21 protein-coding genes are annotated in these 19,900 nt (G+C 74.7%); 8 read left to right on the plus strand and 13 right to left on the minus strand.

Annotated features, from left to right (window positions below):
- Nucleotides 1–23 precede the first annotated feature (23 nt).
- The 3 genes from ACSNN7_RS17435 to ACSNN7_RS17445 all read right to left on the minus strand — a co-directional run bounded on the left by ACSNN7_RS17435 (nucleotide 24) and on the right by ACSNN7_RS17445 (nucleotide 2,595).
- Nucleotides 24–1,535: a sensor histidine kinase gene (locus ACSNN7_RS17435; protein ID WP_436681866.1), complete on the minus strand. Its 1,512-nt coding sequence runs from the start codon at nucleotides 1,533–1,535 to the stop codon at nucleotides 24–26.
- Nucleotides 1,513–2,253 carry a response regulator transcription factor gene (locus ACSNN7_RS17440; protein ID WP_436681887.1) on the minus strand — a complete coding sequence of 247 codons (741 nt, stop codon included), beginning with the start codon at nucleotides 2,251–2,253 and terminating at the stop codon, nucleotides 1,513–1,515. Before ACSNN7_RS17440 ends, ACSNN7_RS17435 begins: the two co-directional genes overlap by 23 nt.
- A gap of 108 nt (nucleotides 2,254–2,361) precedes the next feature.
- Entirely contained in the window at nucleotides 2,362–2,595 is a 234-nt protein-coding gene (locus ACSNN7_RS17445) for a hypothetical protein (RefSeq protein WP_436681867.1), read from the minus strand.
- A 198-nt stretch (nucleotides 2,596–2,793) separates the two neighbouring features.
- Here ACSNN7_RS17445 and ACSNN7_RS17450 point away from each other — a divergent pair, with 198 nt between their 5' ends.
- Both ACSNN7_RS17450 and ACSNN7_RS17455 read left to right on the plus strand, forming a co-directional pair.
- Nucleotides 2,794–3,744 (plus strand): serine/threonine-protein kinase, encoded by a 951-nt coding sequence (locus ACSNN7_RS17450; RefSeq protein ID WP_436681868.1) that lies wholly within the window; start codon nucleotides 2,794–2,796, stop codon nucleotides 3,742–3,744.
- A gap of 57 nt (nucleotides 3,745–3,801) precedes the next feature.
- Nucleotides 3,802–4,224, plus strand: a complete 423-nt coding sequence (locus ACSNN7_RS17455) for an OsmC family protein (protein ID WP_436681869.1) — start codon at nucleotides 3,802–3,804, stop codon at nucleotides 4,222–4,224.
- Nucleotide 4,225: 1 nt separating this feature from the next.
- On the opposite strand, the gene ACSNN7_RS17460 is transcribed toward ACSNN7_RS17455, so the two are convergent.
- Complete coding sequence (locus tag ACSNN7_RS17460) at nucleotides 4,226–5,176, minus strand: endonuclease/exonuclease/phosphatase family protein (RefSeq protein WP_436681870.1); 951 nt, start codon at nucleotides 5,174–5,176, stop codon at nucleotides 4,226–4,228.
- A gap of 330 nt (nucleotides 5,177–5,506) precedes the next feature.
- Here ACSNN7_RS17460 and ACSNN7_RS17465 point away from each other — a divergent pair, with 330 nt between their 5' ends.
- Nucleotides 5,507–6,358, plus strand: a complete 852-nt coding sequence (locus tag ACSNN7_RS17465) for a hypothetical protein (protein ID WP_436681871.1) — start codon at nucleotides 5,507–5,509, stop codon at nucleotides 6,356–6,358.
- Between the two features lie 10 nt (nucleotides 6,359–6,368).
- Here the strand turns inward: ACSNN7_RS17465 and ACSNN7_RS17470 are convergent, their stop codons facing one another.
- The 5 genes from ACSNN7_RS17470 to ACSNN7_RS17490 all read right to left on the minus strand — a co-directional run bounded on the left by ACSNN7_RS17470 (nucleotide 6,369) and on the right by ACSNN7_RS17490 (nucleotide 10,804).
- A complete protein-coding gene (locus ACSNN7_RS17470; protein ID WP_436681872.1) occupies nucleotides 6,369–6,911 on the minus strand; it encodes an ATPase in 543 nt (180 codons plus the stop codon).
- A 130-nt stretch (nucleotides 6,912–7,041) separates the two neighbouring features.
- Complete coding sequence (locus tag ACSNN7_RS17475; protein ID WP_436681873.1) at nucleotides 7,042–7,488, minus strand: response regulator; 447 nt, start codon at nucleotides 7,486–7,488, stop codon at nucleotides 7,042–7,044.
- A gap of 68 nt (nucleotides 7,489–7,556) precedes the next feature.
- A complete protein-coding gene (locus ACSNN7_RS17480) occupies nucleotides 7,557–7,901 on the minus strand; it encodes an STAS domain-containing protein (RefSeq protein WP_436681874.1) in 345 nt (114 codons plus the stop codon).
- A gap of 90 nt (nucleotides 7,902–7,991) precedes the next feature.
- Nucleotides 7,992–9,041 carry a cobalamin B12-binding domain-containing protein gene (locus ACSNN7_RS17485; RefSeq protein WP_436681875.1) on the minus strand — a complete coding sequence of 350 codons (1,050 nt, stop codon included), beginning with the start codon at nucleotides 9,039–9,041 and terminating at the stop codon, nucleotides 7,992–7,994.
- Complete coding sequence (locus ACSNN7_RS17490) at nucleotides 9,038–10,804, minus strand: SpoIIE family protein phosphatase (RefSeq protein ID WP_436681888.1); 1,767 nt, start codon at nucleotides 10,802–10,804, stop codon at nucleotides 9,038–9,040. The genes ACSNN7_RS17485 and ACSNN7_RS17490 overlap by 4 nt, the downstream gene beginning before the upstream one ends.
- Before the next feature lie 217 nt (nucleotides 10,805–11,021).
- Between ACSNN7_RS17490 and ACSNN7_RS17495 the strand changes: the two genes are divergently transcribed.
- Both ACSNN7_RS17495 and ACSNN7_RS17500 read left to right on the plus strand, forming a co-directional pair.
- Complete coding sequence (locus tag ACSNN7_RS17495; RefSeq protein ID WP_436681876.1) at nucleotides 11,022–11,420, plus strand: STAS domain-containing protein; 399 nt, start codon at nucleotides 11,022–11,024, stop codon at nucleotides 11,418–11,420.
- Between the two features lie 45 nt (nucleotides 11,421–11,465).
- Nucleotides 11,466–11,816, plus strand: coding sequence for an STAS domain-containing protein (locus tag ACSNN7_RS17500; protein WP_436681877.1), 351 nt, complete (start codon nucleotides 11,466–11,468; stop codon nucleotides 11,814–11,816).
- 65 nt (nucleotides 11,817–11,881) lie between these two features.
- Here ACSNN7_RS17500 and ACSNN7_RS17505 read toward each other — a convergent pair whose 3' ends face one another.
- Entirely contained in the window at nucleotides 11,882–12,196 is a 315-nt protein-coding gene (locus ACSNN7_RS17505) for a hypothetical protein (RefSeq protein WP_436681878.1), read from the minus strand.
- A 185-nt stretch (nucleotides 12,197–12,381) separates the two neighbouring features.
- Here ACSNN7_RS17505 and ACSNN7_RS17510 point away from each other — a divergent pair, with 185 nt between their 5' ends.
- Both ACSNN7_RS17510 and ACSNN7_RS17515 read left to right on the plus strand, forming a co-directional pair.
- Entirely contained in the window at nucleotides 12,382–13,362 is a 981-nt protein-coding gene (locus ACSNN7_RS17510; RefSeq protein ID WP_436681879.1) for a DUF2267 domain-containing protein, read from the plus strand.
- A 120-nt stretch (nucleotides 13,363–13,482) separates the two neighbouring features.
- Nucleotides 13,483–14,274, plus strand: coding sequence for a spermidine synthase (locus ACSNN7_RS17515; protein WP_436681880.1), 792 nt, complete (start codon nucleotides 13,483–13,485; stop codon nucleotides 14,272–14,274).
- Between the two features lie 58 nt (nucleotides 14,275–14,332).
- Here ACSNN7_RS17515 and ACSNN7_RS17520 read toward each other — a convergent pair whose 3' ends face one another.
- Both ACSNN7_RS17520 and ACSNN7_RS17525 read right to left on the minus strand, forming a co-directional pair.
- The gene (locus ACSNN7_RS17520; RefSeq protein ID WP_436681881.1) at nucleotides 14,333–15,631 is read right to left on the minus strand and encodes an NAD(P)/FAD-dependent oxidoreductase; all 1,299 of its coding nucleotides are present in this window, start codon (nucleotides 15,629–15,631) and stop codon (nucleotides 14,333–14,335) included.
- 76 nt (nucleotides 15,632–15,707) lie between these two features.
- Nucleotides 15,708–17,855 carry an amylo-alpha-1,6-glucosidase gene (locus ACSNN7_RS17525; RefSeq protein ID WP_436681882.1) on the minus strand — a complete coding sequence of 716 codons (2,148 nt, stop codon included), beginning with the start codon at nucleotides 17,853–17,855 and terminating at the stop codon, nucleotides 15,708–15,710.
- Between the two features lie 112 nt (nucleotides 17,856–17,967).
- Here ACSNN7_RS17525 and ACSNN7_RS17530 point away from each other — a divergent pair, with 112 nt between their 5' ends.
- Nucleotides 17,968–19,413: a M20/M25/M40 family metallo-hydrolase gene (locus ACSNN7_RS17530; RefSeq protein WP_436681883.1), complete on the plus strand. Its 1,446-nt coding sequence runs from the start codon at nucleotides 17,968–17,970 to the stop codon at nucleotides 19,411–19,413.
- A 49-nt stretch (nucleotides 19,414–19,462) separates the two neighbouring features.
- On the opposite strand, the gene ACSNN7_RS17535 is transcribed toward ACSNN7_RS17530, so the two are convergent.
- A partial coding sequence (locus tag ACSNN7_RS17535; RefSeq protein WP_436681884.1) for a GNAT family N-acetyltransferase occupies nucleotides 19,463–19,900 on the minus strand: 438 nt, incomplete at its 5' end.

Below are 19,900 nucleotides of genomic sequence, written 5' to 3' on the forward strand. Positions count from 1 at the left end.
GTTGGACCGCCCCCGTGACCGGGCTATGCGTCGGCTGTGGAACCGGGCAGCAGGACCCGGAAGACGGTACGGCCCGGCCGGCTCTGCACCTCGACGGTGCCGTGGTGCGCCTCCACCACCGCCGCCACGATCGCCAGGCCGAGGCCGGTGCTGCCGTGCTCGCGGGAGCGGGAGCTGTCGCCCCGGGCGAAGCGTTCGAAGACCTCGCCCTGCAACTCGGGCGCAATGCCCGGCCCGTCGTCGGCGACGCTGATCTCCACGCCCTGCGGGGCGCGGGCCAGCCGGGTGGTCACCGTGGTGCCGGGCGGGGTGTGCACCCGGGCGTTGGCCAGCAGGTTCGCCACCACCTGGTGCAGCCGGACGGCGTCGCCCGGCACGTCGAGCACCTCGTCGGGCAGGTCGAGCTGCCAGCGGTGCTCCGGACCGGCGACGTGCGCGTCGCTGACCGCGTCGACGACCAGCGCGCTCAGGTCGACCGGCTCGGCCACCAGCGGCCGGCCGGAGTCCAGCCGGGCCAGCAGCAGCAGGTCGTCGACGAGGCCGGTCATCCGGGTGCTGGCCGATTCCACCCGGCGCAGCGCGTGCGCGACGTCCGGCGGCACCCGGTCCCGGCCGCGCCGGGCCACCTCGGCGTAGCCGCGGATCGCGGCCAGCGGCGTACGCAGCTCGTGGCTGGCGTCGGCGACGAACTGGCGTACCCGGGTCTCGCTGGCCTGCCGCGCGGCCAGCGCGGCGGCGACGTGCCCCAGCATCCGGTTCAGCGCCGCCCCCACCTGCCCGACCTCGGTACGCGGGTCGGTGTCCCCCTCGGGCACCCGCACCGACAACGCCACCTCGCCACGGTCCAGCGGCAGCTCGGCGACCCGGGCGGCGGTGGCGGCGACCCGGTTCAGCGGGCGCAGCGTGGCCCGCACGATCAGCGCGCCCAGGGCCCCGGCGACCAGCAGTCCGGCGGCGGCGACGCCCGCCTGGGCGGCGATCATCCACCAGACGGTCTCCTGCACCCTGGCCAGCGGGATCGCGAAGACCAGTGCGTCGCCGTCGGGCACCTGCCGGGCCGCCGCCCGGTATTCGCCCCGGTCGCCGAGGTCGACGGTGCGTGGCTGCCCGTCGCGGGCGAGCCGGACCAGCGGAGCCACCTCGGCGGCGGTGAGGACCTCGGTGGGGCCGGAGGTGGTGCGGATGCGGGCCGAGGTGTCCCCGGTCGCCGCGACCCGCACGCCGATCGAGCCGGGCGGGAAGCCGGGCGGCGGTTCCGGCTGGGGCTGCCAGCCACGCGGGTCCGACCGCGGCCAGGCGCTGGGCTCCCGAGCCCAGGGCAGGCGTCCGTCGGGGCGGCGGCCGTCCATCGCGAGCTGGTTGTCCACCTGGACCACGAGGAAGTGCCGCAGCGCGACCGTGGTCAGCCCGCCGATGGCGAGGCTGACCAGGGCGAGCAGCGCCACCACGGCGGCGACCAGCCGGGTCCGCAGGGACCGCCCGGCCAGCCACCGGCGCAGCGGGCCGCCCCGGTCACTGCGCCGGCTTGAGGACATAGCCCGCGCCGCGCAGCGTGTGGATCATCGGGGCCCGACCGGCGTCGATCTTCTTCCGCAGGTACGAGATGTAGAGCTCCACGACGTTGGCCTGCCCGCCGAAGTCGTAGTTCCAGACCCGGTCCAGGATCTGCGCCTTGCTCAGCACCCGGCGCGGGTTACGCATCAGGTAGCGCAGCAGCTCGAACTCGGTGGCGGTGAGGGTGATCAGGGTGTCGCCACGGCGGACCTCGTGGCTGTCCTCGTCGAGGCTGAGGTCGCCGACGGTGAGCACCGCGTCCTCGCGGGCGGCCACGGCGAACCCGGAGCGGCGCAGCAGGGCGCGCAGCCGGGCGATCACCTCCTCCAGGCTGAACGGCTTGGTGACGTAGTCGTCGCCGCCGACGGTCAGCCCGGCGATCCGTTCCTCGACGGCGTCCCGGGCGGTCAGGAAGAGCACCGGTACGGTCGGGGTCTGCTCGCGCAGCCGACGCAGCACCTGGAAGCCGTCCAGGTCGGGCAGCATCACGTCGAGGACCACGGCGTCCGGCTGGAACTGCCGGGCGGCGCTGAGCGCGGACATCCCGTTGCCGGCGCTGCGCACCTGCCAGCCCTCGTAGCGCAGGGCCATCGACAGCAGGTCGGTCAGGGTCGGCTCGTCGTCGACCACCAGGACCCGGACCGGCTCGCCGTCGGGGCGACGGAGTTCGATCCGCTGCTGCGCTGCCTGCCCGTCCATCACCATGCCCTCATCGTCGGCGGCCTGCCTGGCGCTGCCCTGTGCGCATCCTGTGCGCCGGCTGTGCCCGCCACGGCGGGTGACCTCGACGGTACCGCCGGTGAGCGGCTACTCGCTCGCCCCGATCGGATAGGTGCGCACGAAGCGCATCGTCCACACCCCGCTGCCGTCAGGCCGGTCCCGCGCGTAGAGGTGGTCCGGGCCGCCGCCGCCCGGCGCCGGGCCGGCGTCCGGGTGCCGCATGATCCAACGCTCCGGCGGCTCGCCCCCGGTCTCGGCGGGCACCTCCCGGACCACGTCGTGGGCCGGCCCGCCGACGAAACGCACGGTCACCGCACCCATCCGTCTCCCCCTCCGTCGTGCCGCCCGCACCGCTGCGCCGGACGCCCCTGGCTGGCAAGCTACCGCACCGGCGGGCGGCCCCGAGCCCGCTCCGGGCCGACCGCCCCCGGGTTTGCCCTGCTGGGAGCGCGGGTACCGGCTCGGGAACGGCGCACCCGGACCGGGACACGCCGCACGACAGGGAACAGGAGCGGGTCGATGAGGACGCTGGCCGGGCGGTACCAGCTCGCACAGCGCATCGGCCTGGGCGGCATGTCCGAGGTGTGGCGGGCGCACGATCTGGTGCTGGACCGCCCGGTCGCGGTGAAGCTGATGTCTCCCGGGCAGCAGGGCGAGCAGACCTCGGTCGAGCGGATCCGGGCCGAGGCGCGCAACGCCGCCCGGCTGGTCCATCCCAATGTGGCCAGCGTGCACGACTTCGGCACCTCGACCACGCTGCCCGGGCGTGAGGCGCCGTACATCGTGATGGAGCTGGCCGAGGGCGAGACGCTGGCGACCCATCTGCGCGCCGGGCCGCTGGACTGGCGGATCGCGGTGCGGGTCTGCGCGGAGGTGGCGGCCGCGCTGGCCGCCGCGCACGCACACGGGATCGTGCACCGCGACGTGAAACCGGCGAACGTCATGCTCACCCCGTCCGGGGTGAAGGTCCTCGACTTCGGCATCGCCACCCCGGCCGGCCAGCCCGACGAGAACCCGGACGGCATGGTGATGGGTACCCCGGCGTACCTGGCCCCGGAGCAGCTCGACCGGCAGCCGGCCACCCCGGCGGCCGACATGTACGCCCTCGGCGTGCTCCTCTACTACTGCCTCACCGGGCGCCTGCCGTACGCCGCCGGGACCACCGCCACCCAGTTGGTGGGCGCCCGCCGGCGGGTGGCGGCGGAGCCGCTGCCCCCGGTCGCGGGGCTGCCGCCGGAGGTGGCCGAGCTGTGCCGCCAGTGCCTCGACGACGACCCGACCCGCCGGCCGACCAGCCTGATGGCCGCGCTGCTGCTGGCCGAGGCGGTGGACGCCCGGGTGTACGTGCCGATGCTGGCGTCGGTGCCCCGGCCCCGCTCCGCGCCGGTCTCCGAGTGGACCGAGCGCGCCGCGACCGAGGCGACCGAGGCGGTCTTCCTCGACGACCGGTCCCGCGCCCGTTCCGGCTGACCGGCGTTTCACCCGTACGAGGCCGGGAACGCGCCGGTGACTGACGGGAGGAACGCGATGCCGGATCCGAGTTCCTGGCCGAACGAGGCCACGGCGACCGCCTCGGGCGGTCATGTACGCACCAACGACGGTGACTGGTCGACGCCCCTGGCGTCCCCGCTCGCGCCGCACTGCACGGGCCTGACGCCGGAGCAGCTGCTGGCCGCCGCGTTCGCGTCCTGCCTGCACCACGCGGCGGTGGAGGCGGCGGGCGAGATCACCGACGAGGCGCACACCGTGCAGGTGACCGCGGAGGCGAAGCTGGGCCGCGACGACGACGGCCGCTACCGGGCCGACGTGCACGCCTCCATCTCGTCGGCGGGGCTGAGCCGCGAGCAGCTGGCCGACCTGGTCGAGTACGCCGACCGGATCTGGCCCTTCTCCAGCAGCGACGCCAGCCGGCACCGGTTGACCGTCGCCCCGGCCGACGGGCGTCGCTGACTCACCAGCGGAAGGCGGCGGTCACCGCCCGGTGGTCGGAGTCGGGTGTGCGCAGCACGTCGGCGGCGGTGGGGGTGAGGCCGCGGTAGAGCACGTGGTCGGGCCGGGTGACCGGCACCGCCGAGGGCCAGGTGAAGCCGAACCCCCGCCCCGCGTCGGCCTGGACGTCGCCGAGCAGGCGGGTCAGCGGGGCGAAGACCCGGTCGGTGGTGGCGGTGTTCAGGTCCCCGAGCACCAGCAGCCGGTCGGCGCGGTCGGACCGGATCACCCGGGCGAGGGTGCGCACGGTCTCGTCCCGGGTGGCGGTGTCTCCGGCCCGGGCCGAGCCGAGGTGCACCACGTAGACCGTCAGGTCCCCGCCGGGGGTGGCGACGACCGCCCGCAGTCCGCGGGTCCAGCCGAGCCCGGTGTCCACCCCGGTGGAGTCCCGGATGGGGTACCGGCTCCACAGCGCGACGGTGGAGATCGAGGCATGGTGCGGGTAGCGCGGGCGCAGGGCGGCGGCGAGCCGGTCGGCGTCGTCGACCTCCTGGAGCCCGATCAGCTCGACGCCGGCCTCGGCGAGCGGGGCCACCGTGGCGGCCGGGTCGGGATTGCCCGCGCGCAGGTTCTGGCTGGCCACCCGGAGGCCGGCCGGACCACCGCCGGCCGCCGGTGGCCACCACGCTCCGGCGTAGAGCAGCGCCCAGACGGCCGCGGGCAGGCCGACGGCCACCAGCGCCCGTCGGGAGCGGCGCAGCAGCGCGGCCAGGGCCAGCACCGGCACCCCGAGGCCCAGCAGCGGGGTGGCGCTGTCGAGCAGGCTGCCGAGGCCGTGCACGTTCGGCACCGCGCGGTGGCCGGCCAGGACGACCGCCAGCAGCACGGAGAGCAGCACCAGGACGAGTCCACGTCGGTCGCGGGGACGGTGCGCGGCACCGCCGACGGGGTCGTCGATCATGCTGTTGGTCACCGTCCGCATCGTACCGAGCCGGCGCGCCGGGCACCCGAACATCGCGGGCACCGGCGGCGACCTGGGCGTCCGCCGCGCGGTGGGCGGGCGGGTCGCCCGTAGGGGCGGTGACCGTTGGCCCGAACGGAGGAGGGCCGCCGACGGCCCGCAGGCGATCGCGACCCGCCGGATTTCTCCGGCTGTTTCCGACATGCGGGATAAAGAGGACTGACGAGGTCGGCACCATTGGTGGCCCGGCGACGGAAATGCCCGGGCGGATCATGGCAAATTGTGGCGCATGCCACCAATGACCTCGGTGGCAAGCGGCCGCCGACTATCTAGCCTCGGCGGGTGCCTCCCCACACCCCCGCTCCGCAGCAGACGCCCGAGACCCCGCCGGTCGCCCGTTCGGCCCATGCCACATCGGACGAACGGAGGGTCGGCCGGCATCGCGCTCCGGAGCCGCCCCGGCGCGGTGCGCGGGCCGCGCTGGCCTCGACCCCCGCTCGGGTGGCCCTCGCCGGGACCGTGACCTGCTGCCTCGGGCTGCTGGCGTTCGCCGGGACGCACGACACCGGCCGGCGCGGGGCGCCGGTCAGCGAGGTGCTGGCCGACCGGGCCGAGGCCGCCGACCGCGCCTCCCGCTCGCTGGACCGCGCCGGCTCGCCCGTCGCCGTCCCCGTCACGCAGATCCCCACGGCCGGCCCGGCTCCGTCGGCCACCCGGCAGCCCCGGCCGAAGCCGAAGAAGCCGGCCAGGCCGGCGCGCCCGCGGCCGGTCGCCGGACTCACCCAGGCACAGATGGACAACGCGAAGGTGATCGTCGACGTCGGAGTCGGGATGAAGGTGCCCCGACGCGGCCTGATCGTCGCCATCGCCACCGCGATGCAGGAGAGCAACCTGTACAACCTGGCCAGCGACGTGCTGCCCGAGTCGTACGACCATCCCCACCAGGGCAGCGGCTCCGACCACGACTCGGTGGGGCTGTTCCAGCAGCGCCCGAGCAGCGGCTGGGGCACCGTGGCCCAGCTGATGCGCCCCGCCTACGCGGCCCGGGCGTTCTACGCCGCGCTGCTCGAGGTACCCGGCTGGCAGGAGCTCAGCGTGACCGCCGCGGCCCAGGCCGTGCAGATCTCGGCGTTCCCCGACGCGTACGCCCCGCACGAGCAGCGGGCCACCACGGTGGTGGCGGCGCTGACCTGAGCCGCCGCGCTCAGGCCACCCGGGTGCCCGGCTCGGGCCGCTGCACCGACACCCCGGTCGCGCCGTCCCGCGTCGCCGGCACCCCACCCGTGGACGCGGCGGCGGTGGGCGTGTCGGCAGGCACCGCCTCCCCGGCCGCCCCGGCCAGGATCTGGTCCACCCGGGCCTCGCGGCGCCGCCGCTCCTGCAGCACCGCCTCGAAGTCGCGGCGGGCCTGCATCGCCTCGGCGTACACCCGCTCGCGGAGCTGCCGGGCCTCCTCGCGCGCGGCGTCCAGCTCGCTGCGCGCCTGGGCCAGGATCTCGGCGGCCTCCCGTTCGACCGCCGAGGCGGCGCGCCGGGCGGCCGCCGCCTCGTCGTCGGTGGGCGTTCCCTGGCGGTCCACCAGACCGCGCAGCAGGGTCGCCTCCTGCCGGATCTGGTCCCACTCCCGTCCCGCGCCGGCCGCGACCTCCGCCCGCGCCGCGAGCCGGGTCAACCGGACTCCCAGCTCATCCAGGCAGGAATCGACCTGCCGCTGGTCGTAGCCGGTCTCAACGACGGAGAACCTCATACTGTCGCCCCCCAGGCAGCTGGTACGTCTTTCCCCGGTTCGATCCTCGCGGGTGCCGGTCGGCGGCGAGGATGTTCGGGAAAAATGTTCAGCAACTGAGCGCGACCCGGAGGCCGGGGCAGCCGGACGGTCAGGAGCGCTTGGGGAGCACGACCACCCGGCCGAAGAACTCGTCGATGCGGCGGACCACGTCGTTGAAGTCGTCCAGGTCGATCGGCTTGGTCACATACGCGTTGGCCTGGAGGGTGTAGCTGCCGACGATGTCGGTGTCCGCGTTCGAGGTGGTGAGCACCACGATCGGGATGGTCCGCAGGTCCTCGTCCTGCTTGACCTCGCCGAGCACCTGCCGGCCGTCCATCCGGGGCATGTTCAGGTCGAGCAGGATCACATCCGGACGGCGGGCCTCGGTGTGCCGCCCCTCCTGGCGGAGGAACTCCATCGCCTCCTGGCCGTCGCTGACCACGTCGATGACCTTCTCGATCTCGGAGTCCTCCAGGGCCTCCTCGATCATCAGCACGTCACCCGGGTCGTCGTCCACGACGAGGATACGGACGGGGTTCGCGGCACCTTGGCCCATGGGGTGTACCTGTCTCATGTCGGGCGATGGGGACCGCACGGTCACCCGCTGGCGGGGAATCTAGCCGATCAGAGGGCGTCCTGTGACGCCGGGTCCGCCATGTCCGGTTGGTACTTCAGGACCTCCGCCAGGCCGGTGACCTGGAGCACCCGGTCGACCCGGCCGGTGGCTCCGGTCAGCCGCAGCCACCCTCCGTGCGCGGCGGCCCGGTTGTCGCCCCGGACGAACGCCGCGATGCCGGTGGAGTCGCAGAAGGTCAGGTCGGTCAGGTCCAGCAGCAGGTGCCGGGCCCCGTCGGCGGCCAACCGGTCGAGCGTGTCGTTGAGCTCACCGGCGGTGCTCATGTCCAGCTCACCGACGAGCCGCAGGCACACCCCGCCACCATCGCGCGGGCTCTGCGTGACGGTGAACATCAACGTCATCCCTCTCGCTCGCACCGCAGGCCGACCCTTGCAGTGGAGCAAGTATACGCAGGGTGCCGGAACGCGGCGGAACGGCCGCGGTCAGGGCCGGGCGGCGCCACGCCCCGGGAGGCCGGCCTCGCCGAGCGCCAGGAACCGGGCCGCGCGGGGGAAGTCACGCAGCTGCTCGTGGTAGTGGCCGAGGGTCAGCCCGACCGCGGCGGCCGGCACCCCGCGGCTGGTCAGGATCTCCACCAGCCACCCGACGAAGTCGGTGAAGAGCGAGCTGTCGTCGACGTACAGCGCCGCCGCCAGGAAGTCGACGATGTACCCGAGGTCGCTGACGGTGGAGTCGAGCTGCGCCGGCGTGTAGTGCCCGACCGACGGCACCCGCTCGCGCAGGTCGGCCAGGGCCGAGTCGATCAGCTCGCCGCGCCGCTTCACCAGGCTGGCGTACTCGTCGTCGGCCAGGTGCGGCAGGTGTGCCGGGGGGACCCGGCGCAGCGCCCGCTCGTCGGCGACCAGGTCGGCGGCGCTCGGCGCGTCCGGCGCCCAGGCCACCCCCAGGGTGCGCGCCCACCGGCCGTCCTCGCCGAAGCCGCGACCGCCCACCACCACCGGTACGTCCGACCGGCGGCACGCCTCGATCATGCGGTGCGCGTGCGGCAGCCGCATCGGCAGCGCGCAGGCCAGGGCGACCGCGTGCGCGTCGTACCGGTGCAGGTACGACACCAGGTGCGCGGCCGGCACGCTCGCCCCGAGGAAGGTCACCTGCCAGCCCCGCAGCCGCAGCACCTCCGCGACCAGCCGGGGCGGCAGGGCGTGCCACTCGCCGTCCATGCAGGCCACCACCACCCGTCCCCGGGTGGGGCGCGGGTCGGCGTACGCCGCGACGGCGGCCACCACCCGCTCGCTGATGTGCGTCGCGGCGTGCTCCTGGGCGACGCTCCACTCGTTGCGCGCCCACCGCTCCCCCACCTCGGACTGCGCGGGCGCGACGAGGTCGAGCAGAACCCGCTCCGCCGGCACGCCGTCCTCGAGCAGCCGGACAGCGACGTCCGTGGCGGCGTACTCGTCCGCCTCCTCCAGCGCCTGGAGGAACTCGTGGTACGCCTGCGCCGGGTCGGCCTCGGTGGTGGTCGGGGCGGTCACGATCGGTTCTCCCTCTCCTCGCCGGGCGGCTCCACCGCGGGTACGGCGTGCAGGTGCCGCGGCGGACGCCCGCCGGGGCCGGTGGCGCGCAGTGCCAGCACCGCGATGTCGTCGTGGTCGCCCTGGGCCAGCCAGTCGCAGGTCACCTGTTCGACCCGCTCCGCGAGCGCCGGCGCGGGCACCCGGTGGCAGTCGGTCACCGCCGTCACCAGCCGCTCCTGGCCGAACTGCTCGTCGCCGCGCCGGCCACCGCGCGCCTCGGTCACCCCGTCGCTGTAGAGCAGGCAGGTTTCGCCCGGGTCGAGTCGCACGGTCACCTCGCCGATGCGCGGGTCCGGCACGACCCCGATCAGCATGCCGCTCAGCGGCACCGTCTCGACGTCGCCGGAGGCGCGCAGCACCAGTGGCGGCAGGTGACCGCCACCGGCCATGGTCAGGGTCAGGCCGCCGTCGCGCTGCGGGCGGACCACGCCGAGCACCATGGTGGCGAAGCGTCCCTGGCCGTGCGCCTGGGTGGTCTCCAGCAGCGCGTCGTTGAGCAGTTTCAGCAGCCGGCCGGGGTGCGACTCGACCCGGTGCAGCGCCTGCAGGCACTGGCGGAGCTGGCCGGTGAAGACGGCCGCCTCCACGCCCTTGCCGGAGACGTCGCCGAGGAAGAAGACGGAGCCGCCGTCGGGCAGCCGGTGCGAGCCGTAGAAGTCACCGCCGATGCGCAGGCTCGCCTGCGCCGGCCGGTACGCCGTGCCCCACTGCACGCCCGCGACGGTCACCGGCTCGACCGGCAGGAGGCTGGCCTGGAGCGTGTCGGCGACCTCGGCCTGGTCGCGGTAGAGCACGGCCGTGGTCAACGCGGCCCCGGCCCGGGCGGCGAAGGCCCGCAGCAGTTCCAGGTCGTCCTCGTCGTACCAGCGGGTGGCGCGGCGGGCGACCAGCAGCACACCGGCGGGAGCGTCCCGGCCGGGCAGCGGCACCACCCGGGCGGCCACCTCGCGGGCCTCCAGACCCGGCAGCCAGCCGGCTTCCACCGCCTGCTCGACCAGCCAGTCGACGGCGTGCGGCTCGGCGCCGCAGAGCCCCTCGGCGATCGCGGCCGGCAGGGCGGTGGCGGACAACATGCCGCTGTCCACGGCCGCCGCCTCGTCCTCGGAACGCGTCGCGCGCCACCAGCGGGCCCGACCGGCTCGGGGCGCGAGCACCAGGACGGCGACCTCGGCCAGCGTGGGCACGGCGAGCCGCACCACCGCGGCGGCGGCCCGGTCGGGGTGCAGCGGGTTGCCGAGCTTCTCGCCGACGACCGCCAGGAACGCCGAGCGGGCCCGCTCGGCGAGCAGCGCGTCGGCGCGGCTGACGCTGTCGGTCACGTCCTCGACGTAGTGGCAGCTGCGGGCGCCGGAGAGCGGCACCTGGCGGACCCGCAGCCGGCGTCCACGGTGACCGAACTCGCCCGCGTCGCCGGTGGCGAGCGCGGCCACACCGGTGGCGGCCAGCGTCAGGCCGGGCACCACCTCGGGGAGCAGGCGCTCCGCGACGGGACTGAGGTGCCGCACCACGCCGTCGGCGTCGCAGACGATCAGGCCCTCACGGAAGTGCTCGACCACCTCCGACCAATCGGGCTCGAGGCGGCCACGGTCGGGCGACAGCGGCGCCAGCGCGGACCCGGGCCGGTCGGCAGCGTCGGACGAACGGGCCGCAGGCCGGGCGGCACTCGGCGTGGAGATCCGTCCGTCGCCCGGGTCCGAGCCCCTGACGTCGGCAGCAGTCACCAGCTGAGCCCCACTCCTCATGTCGACACCCGCGGTCAGCGAAAAGGTGTGTATGTTCCAATCTCTCTCTCCGCCCCACCCTACGCCGGTGTGCGGGTACCGCCACCCCACGGCCGGGTCCGACCCCTATTCACACCAGCGGGCGGAGCCCGACCGGTGTTGTTACGATCCCGGAAAGTCCTGCCTGACCGGCAGCCCTGCGGAAAGGCGTGATCGCGTGGCCCACGACGGGAAGCCCCAGGCCACCCCGCTGAGCATGGCCGTCGACCGGTCCGACCCGGCGGCGCCCGTGATCTCGGTCGGCGGCGACCTCGCGTTCACCACCTCCGGGCCGCTGCGCGCCGAGATCGACCAGCTCCTCGCCGAGCGCCCCGCGCTCCTCGTGCTGGACTTCGCCGGCCTGCTCTTCATCGACAGCACCGGGCTGTCCGTGATCGTCCACGCCTGGCGCGAGGGGCAGCAGGGTGGCACCGCCATCCGGCTGCGCTCCACGCCCCGCTTCCTGGACACCATCCTCGACATGACCGGCGTGACCGGCCTGCTGGCCCGGCCGCTGCCCGCCGCCCGGACCGAGCTCCCACCGGCGGACCTGTCCGGCCGGGCCGCCCCCGCCTGAGCCCCCGGCCGTCTTCCGCTCGCGGGTGGCTGGGAACATGGAGACATGGCATCCCAGCTGTTGACCATCGAGGTGACCCGGCTCGACGCCGGGTGCGCCCGGCTGCGGCTGACCGGTGACCTGGACTTCGACAGCGCGCCGGAGCTGGTCGCCGCGGCCGCGCAGGCCCGCGCCGAGGGTCACCGTGAGCTCGTGATCGACCTCACCGGCGTCGGTCTGTGCGATTCCTCCGGGCTCAGCGCGTTCGTGGTGATCGGTCGCGGCGACGCCGGGCCGCTCCGGCTGACCGGTGTCAACCCGCAACTGCAGCAGCTGCTGGACCGCACCGGGCTCGCCGAGCTGCTGGCGGTGGAGCACCCGCCGGCCGGTGCCGACGAGGTGCGCGAGGCCGGCTGAGGGAGCCGCCCCGGGCGGGGTGGCCCCCGACCCTGGGACCAGGGGTCGGGGGCCGGGAGGAGTGTCTAGGTGGCGACGGCCGGTTGCAGCCGTGGCCCGTCTTCGCGCAGCTCGGCCGGCGACGGCGGCTCGGCGTCCTCCGGCGGACCGGAATCGGGCGTCTGAAACAGGTACCGGACGAAGTCCCCACCGGCCTCGTTGACGTCCGATCCGGGCCACTGGCCGGCGCAGTCCACGCCCACCACCTCACGGCCGGAACCGTCGGTCTCCTCGAGCAGCGCCCACAGGCTCACCGGGTAGCAGCGGGTCGCGTCAGGGCCGACCTGCCACCGGGAGTACCAGCCGGGCCGGGCGGGGACGATCTCGACGATCCTCTTCATGACGACCTTCCCTTCCGCGTTCCTCGGAAGACCTCCGGTCCGCTCCGATCGTGGGGCCCGGGCGGGTGAGCGCCCCTCACCCCCGGCGAGTGAACCCGCCGACCGGGTTCGGACCGTTACCTTCCGCCGGGCGGCGGGAACGCGACGGCGGATGAGGTGAACCCCGACAGGAGCGAGGTGCGAGCATGCGCAAGCAGATGGAGGGCGACAACAAGCGCCGTCGGGCCCTGGCACGGCAGGCCCGCGATCAGGGCCGGCTGCCGAGCGAGACCGGCAGCAGCCTGAGCGCGTCGAAGCAGCTCACCAGCCTGGACCGGGGTCGACGGGCCGGTCCTATGCCGGCCGGTGTGCACAAGCCGGACACCACCCGGGGCGGCCCGGCGCCGCCGGTGCCGACGGTGCCGGCGGTGGCGACCCGGCCGCTGCCCGATTCGGACCAGGGCACGCCGCGCGCGGAACGGATGGCCTACCGCGAGCTGGTCGACGACGTGGGCCGGCGGGCCGGGGTCGACTTCTCCACCGCGAAGGTCGCCGCCGAGGCCACGGTGCTGGCGCTGGCGTGGGCGCTGGACGAGGCCGAGCGGGAACGGCTGCTCGCGGCGGTGCCGGTGAAGTTGCACGACGTGGTGCCGGTGGACGGCATCGAGCGGCACCAGGACCTGCCGGGCTTCCTGGCCGAGGTGGGCCGGATCAGCCGCCTCACCCCGGAGCAGGCCCGTTACCAGGCACAGGCGACCCTGGCCGCGCTGGCCGACCACGACGGTGACCTGATCGAGTCGCTGGACGTGCCGGACGGGCTGCGTGCCCTGCTCACGCCGCCGGCGCCGGGCGGTGGTCTGGTCGGCCCGCGCAGCGCCACCGCCCCGCTGACCGAGGCGGAGCTGCGCGCGGCCCTGGACGACCTGCCCTACTGGTCCAGTGACCGCCGATCGCTGGTGCGGACCATCGAGCTGCCCGCCGACAACCTGGACCGGGTGCTCGACCGGCTCGACCTGCTCCGGGTGGAGACCGGCCGCGGACCGCAGATCGGCCGCCCCGACCCGGACAACGCGGTGCTGACCGTCCGGAGCCGCTCGGTCGACGCGGTCACCGCCGCCGACGTCGACCTGGCGCACCGGGTCGACGACGCGATCGAGGAGGTCGGCGCGGGCATTGCCGGCGGCTGACCCGCCCCGGGGCCGGGTCGGAGGGCGATGCGCCCTCCGACCCGGTCGGTCGGCCGGGCCGGGTCCCGATCAGCTGGCCCCACCCGTTCACCCGGGCCAGGTCACGGCTAGCGTGCCGGCATGGACAGCGAGGCGGACGACCGGCTGGAGCTGGTCGTCGACCCGGCCCGCCGGACCGGGCGCACGCTGCTCGCCGGGGGCGTCGCCCAGTCGTACGTCGACGTGGCCGACCCCCGGCACCTGCACTTCGAGTACGTCCGCCGGATGGCGGCCCTGGTCGACCTGGCCGCGCCGCCGGCCCTGCCGCTGGCCGTGCTGCACCTGGGCGGTGGTGCGCTGACCCTGCCCCGGTACGTGGCGGCCACCCGCCCGGGCTCGGCACAGCGGGTCGTCGAGCGTGACCCCGCCGTGGTGCGGCTGGTCACCGGGGAGCTGCCGCCGGTACCGGAGGTGGTGCTGGAGGTGGCCGACGCGCGCGACGCGGTCACCGGGTCGGCGGCCGACGGGTACGACCTGGTGCTGGCCGACATCTACCGGGCGGCGCGGATGCCGGGGCACGTCGCCGGTGTCGAGTTCGTGGCAGAGGTCGCCCGGACGTTGCGTCCGGACGGCATCTACCTGGTCAACGTCACGGACCTGCCACCGCTGGTCTTCACCCGGGTGCAGGTGGCGACGCTGCGCGCGGTCTTCGCCGACGTCTGCCTGGTGGCCGACCGGCGGATGCTGCGCGGACGCCGGTACGGCAACGTGGTGCTGGCCGCCGCGCACCGCCCCGGCCGCCTCCCGGTGCGCCGGCTCGCCGCCCGGGTGGCGGCCGACCCGGTGCCCGGCGGGGTGCTGCACGGGCCGGACCTCGACGCGTTCGCCGGCGGGGCCCGCCCGGCCACCGACGCCGGCCTCGGCATCGCCTGACGTCCCGGCCGGGCTCCGGTCGGTGGGCGAGGCCGACCGGCGGGGACGCCGCTTGGGGTCACCGGCGCACCGGCACCTCCGGCGACGAACTCTCCAGCGGTACGGCGTTCGCCGGCACCAGTCCGAGCTGGGCCGCCGACCGGGGCAGCGCGGCGTCGAGCAGCCAGTCCGCCCCCACCCGGGTCCGGTTGCCGGGCATCGCCAGCAGGTGGTAGCCGCGGGTCACCGCCTTGGCCGGCAGCCCCGCCAGCGGCACCTTCAGCGGGTTCGCGGCGGCGTCCTTGCCGCCCAGGTCGACCACCCAGCCCAGGTCGTAATGCCGGTACGGCTTGCGCTTGCCGTGCCCGTACGAGGCGGCGATGTTCTGCGCGGCGAGCTTGCCCTGCCGCTGGGCGTGCTGCGCGGTCATCGTGCAGATCTCCCCGGGGCGGGTCAGGTCCGGCACGGCGGCGGCGTCGCCGCAGGCGTACACCTCGGGGAAGCCGGGGACGTTGAGGTACTCGTCGGTCACGAGCCGGCCCTTCTCGGTGCGCAGTCCCAGCTCGGCGACGAACGGGTCGGGGCGTACGCCGACGCACCAGACCAGCGTGCAGGTCGGCACGTACTCGCCGTCGGTGAGCTGCACCCCGTCGGCGGTGGCCTCGGCGACCGAGGTGCCCAGTCGCACGTCGACGTCGCGGCGGCGCAGCACCTTGTCGGCGGTCTCGGACATCCGCCGGTCGAGTTCGGGCAGCACCCGGGACGCCACGTCGAGCAGCAGCCAGCGGGGCCGGACGTTGAGCCGGGGGCGCTGGCGGCGCAACGCGTCGGTGAAGAGCTGCCCGTGGGCGGCCACCTCGGTGCCGGTGTAGCCGGCGCCGACCACGACGAAGGTCGACCGGGCCCGCTGCTCGGCCGGGTCCTCGGCCTGCTCCGCCAGCTCGAGCTGGCGGATCACGTGGTCGTGCAGGTAGACCGCCTCGGGCAGGCCGCGGAAGCCGTGCGCGTACTCGGTCACCCCGGGGATCGGCAGCAGCTTGTTGACGCTGCCCACGGCGAGCACCAGCCGGTCGTACGCGATCTTGCCCTGGTCCCCCTCGGGCTGGGTGAAGCCGACCCAGCGGTTCTGCAGGTCGACCCGGTCGGCCTCGCCGACGACGACCCGTACCCCGTCGAGGGTGCCGCTGAGCGGCACCGAGATCCGCCTCGGCTCCACGACCCCGGCCGCCACCTCGGGCAGCAGCGGCAGGTAGAGGAAGTAGTCGGTGGAGTTGAGCACCACGATCTCGGCCCGGTTGCGGGCGATCCGGTTCAACGTCTTCGCCGCGTGGTAACCGGCGAACCCGGCCCCCACGATCACCACACGAGGTTTCGTCATGCCCGCTGCCGTTCCCGTCGCCCCGCCCGACAAACGTGCCGACCAGGACCCCGACCGGGACGCCGGCGCAGCCCGGTCAGGCGTCGCTGAGCCGCACGTACCCGGTGCGCCCCACCGCCTCGATCTTCCAGCACTGGCCGAAGGCGCGAACCCGATCGCTGGTCATCCGTCCGATCTCCGGGGGGATGTCCGGGTCCACCTCCAGCCGCCCGTCGACCGGCTCGAGGCCCAGCATCGCCCGGACCAGCGCCAGCGGGGTGCCGGCCGCCCACGCCTGCGGGCTGCACGCCGTCGGGTACGGCACGGCGAAGAGCAGCCGCTGGCGGTCGAACCCGCTCAGCGCCTCGGGCAGCCGGTAGTCGAACTGCTCGGCGGCCTCGATCAGGGCCAGGCAGATCCGGTTGGCCTCCGCGCGGTAGCCGTACCGGACGAGGCCGAGCGCGGCCAGGGAGTTGTCGTGCGGCCAGACCGTGCCGAGGTGGTAGCCGAGCGCGTTGTAGAGCCGCTCCTCCCGGGACAGGGTGCGGATGCCCCAGCCGGAGAACATGTCGTCGGACATCAGCTGGCGGACCACGGCCTCCGCCCGGTGCGGCGGGACGATGCCGCTCCACAGCAGGTGACCCATGTTCGAGGTCTTCGAGTCGATCCGGTTCTTGTCGCCGTCCAGGCCGACCGCGTAGTAGCCGCCCCGCTCGGGGACCCAGAAGTCGCGGTTGAACCGCTCGTACAGGTCCGCCGCCTCGGCGCGCAGCCGAGCGGCCAGGTCCGGGTCGGCCAGCGGGCCGTCGGCCAGCTCCGCGAGCCGCACCTTGGCGTCGTACGTGTAGCCCTGCACGTCGCTGGTCGCCACCGGCAGCACGGGGATGCGCCCGTCGGCGAAGCAGACGCCGTCGGGCGAGTCCCGCCAGCACTGGTTGCCCAACCCCTCCGGCGAGCGGGTGCCGTACTCGACGTAGCCGTCGCCGTCGCGGTCGCCGTACTCGTCGATCCAGCGCAGCGCGGCCAGCGCGTTGTCGCGCAGCAGCCGGACGGTCTCGTCGTCGCGCGACCACCGCCAGTACTCGGAGAGCAGAATGAGCCACAGCTGGGTGGCGTCGGCGGTGCCGTAGTAGGGCCCGTACGGCTTCGCGCCGGTGCGGGTCAGCTCGCCGCTGCGCACCTCGTGCAGGATCTTGCCGGGTTCCTCGTCGGTGAAGTCGTCGCATTCGTTTCCCTGCAGCCGGGCCAGCCCGAGCAGCGCCCCCTTGGCCAGGGCCGGCCCGGCGACCAGGGTCTGGTACGCGGTGATCAGGGTGTCCCGGCCGAACACGGCGAGGAACCACGGCAGCCCCGCGCCGGGCAGCATAATCCGCTGTCCCTTCACCTCCAGGTCGAGCCGGAGCGCCGTCACGTCGTCCCGGGAGCGCCGCATGGTGCGTTCCAACGCCGGGCTGTCGCTGCTCAGCATCGCTCGCTCTGACGTCCACCGGCGCAGCGGATCGTCCGCCCGCCGGTGGAAGACGTCGCCGATGTCACCCCGGACCGGCTCCACCACGCCGAGGCCGGGCGGCAGGGGCACCTGCAGGTCCACCTTCCAGCCCCCGCGCGGTTGCAGCGTGAACTCCCACTCCAGCGCGTCGCCGTCGACCCGGTCGGCCGGCACGGAACTGCAGACCCGGGTCTGCGCCGCGAACCCGTCCCCGGCGTAGGAGAAGCAGAGCTCGGCCGGCTGGTGGTCACGGGTGATCCGGGCGGAACGGTCCCGGACCAGGGACTTCACCTCGAACAGGTCGGCGAAGTCGGCGCCCACCGCCAGCTGCAGCCGCACGTGTACCGGTTCCGGCCGGAAGGACACCATCTCCACCCGCTCGCGGAAACCGTCGCCGACGAAGCGCAGGCGCCGGATGCCCAGGCTGTCGGGCGGCAGCCCGGGCAGGTCGGGGTTGGTCAGCACGTGCTGGGCGGAGTAGTGGTCGATCGTCTCCGCGCGCAGCTCCAGCAACCGGCTGCCGTTGACGGTGAGCACCCATTCGCTGAGCAGGCGGGTGTCCAGGTGGACCAGTCCCCCGATACTGCCCGCCGGCACGTCCCCGCACGCGTCGGAGTACATGAAGGTCGGGCCGCTGAGCACGGCGAGCGAATTCGGACCGAGTTCCGGCGGCATGGCCCGCTGGTCGCCGGGTTCCCGGGCGGTGGCGCGCAGGCCGGGGGTGGGATCGGCCGGGGTGGGTCGCACGGCAGCCATGCCCCCACCGTAGGAACGCCGGCCCGGCGGGGCATCACCCCCATCGGATGAATCGAGGAATCTACAAGGCTGGATATGGACATGGGGCGACGACGGTGACGAGGATGCCGTCATGGGAGCACACGAGAGCACCGGCGACCGGCCCACGAGGTCCACCCGCCGCACCTTCCTGTCCGCCTCCGCCGTCGCGACCGCCGCCACCGTCGCCGTACCGCTGACCGCCGGGCCGGCCGCGGCGCAGGCCGCGCGGCCGGCCGGGCCCGGCCACCCCGCCCGGCCCCAAGCCCCGGACCGCGAGCTGCGCGCCCTGCTGCGGGCGGTGGACCGCGACCGGATCGAGGCCACCGTCCGCCGGCTCGCCGCCTTCGGCACCCGGCACACCCTGTCCCGCCAGGACGATCCGAACCGCGGCATCGGCGCCGCCCGGGACTGGATCTTCGCGCAGCTCTCCGGGTACGCCGCCGCCTCCGGCGGCCGGATGACCGTGGAGCTGCAGTCCTTCGTGCAGGAGCCGGCCCCGCGCATCCCGGTCGCCACCCGGATCACCAACGTCGTCGCCACCCTGCGCGGCGAGCAGAACCCGAACCGGGTGTACGTGGTCACCGGCCACTACGACTCCCGGGCCACCGACGTGATGGACGCGGTCAGCGACGCGCCCGGCGCGGACGACGACGCCTCCGGCGTGGCCGTGCTGATGGAGCTGGCCCGGGTGATGGCCACCCGGCGCAGCGAGGCGACCCTCGTCTTCGCCGCCGTGGCCGGCGAGGAGCAGGGCCTGTACGGCTCGGCGTACCTGGCGAAGCAGCTCAAGGCCGCCGGGGCCGACGTGCAGGGGATGTTCAGCAACGACATCGTCGGGTCCAGCACCGCCGACGACGGCACCCGCGACCCGCGGGCGGTCCGGCTCTTCGCCGAAGGGGTGCCGACCGCGGAGACCCCGGCGGAGGCGAGCACCCGGCAGTCGGTCGGCGGCGAGAACGACTCCCCGTCGCGCCAGCTTGCCCGTTTCGTCAGCGACGTCGCGGAGAACGCCGCCACCGGCATGCGGGTGCGGGTGATCTACCGGCGGGACCGCTACCTGCGCGGCAGCGACCACATCTCGTTCCTGCGGGAGGGCTGGCCGGCCGGGCGGTTCACCGAGCCCCACGAGGACTTCGCCCACCAGCACCAGGACGTCCGGGTGGTCGACGGGGTGCAGTATGGCGACCTGCCGGAGTTCTGCGACTTCCGCTACATCACCCGGGTGGCCCTGGTCAACGGCGCGGCCCTCTGGTCGCTCGCCCAGGCGCCGGGCACCCCGAAGGGCGTCGCCGTGGTCACCACCAACCTCACCAACGACACCACACTGCGCTGGCAGCGCGGCGACGAGGCGGACCTGGCCGGGTACGAGGTGGTGTGGCGAGAGACCACCGCCGCCGAGTGGCAGCGGGTGATCCCGGTCGGGAACGTCACCGAGGTGACCATCGACCTGTCCAAGGACAACGTCTTCTTCGGCGTACGGGCGGTGGACACCGAGGGCCACCGCAGTCCCGTGGCCTTCCCCCGGCCGGGGAGCTGACCCGTGCCGTCCGGTGCCCGCCGGCCCCGGCGGGCTCCGGGGTCACCGGTCACCGGTCAGGCCGGGCGGTGATCGCCCAGCGCTCGTGGTCGCGCCAGGCCCCGTCGACGAAGAGGTAGTCCGGCGAGTACCCCTCCAGCCGGAAGCCGAGCTTGCGTGCCACCCGCCGGGACGGCTCGTTGCCGGGCTGGATGTTCGCCTCCACCCGGTGCAGGCCGAGCGTGTCGAAGGCGTGCGCCAGCACCAGCCCGATCCCGGCCGAGGCGTGCCCGGTGCCGCGGTAGGGCAGGAAGGCGGCGTAGCCCATGAACCCGCCGCGCAGCGGACCCATGATGATGCCGCTGATGTTGACGTAGCCGGCGATGTCCCCGCTCGGCCGGTCGCAGACGAGGAAGCTCTGCTGGTCGCGGCGGCGCGCCTTGGCCAGGTACGCGGCGAACTTCTCGCTCGTGTCGGGGGCGGTCAGCCAGGGGTGGTGCAGGTCGCG

Source organism: Micromonospora sp. URMC 105 (genome assembly GCF_051386295.1).
GTDB lineage: Bacteria > Actinomycetota > Actinomycetes > Mycobacteriales > Micromonosporaceae > Micromonospora.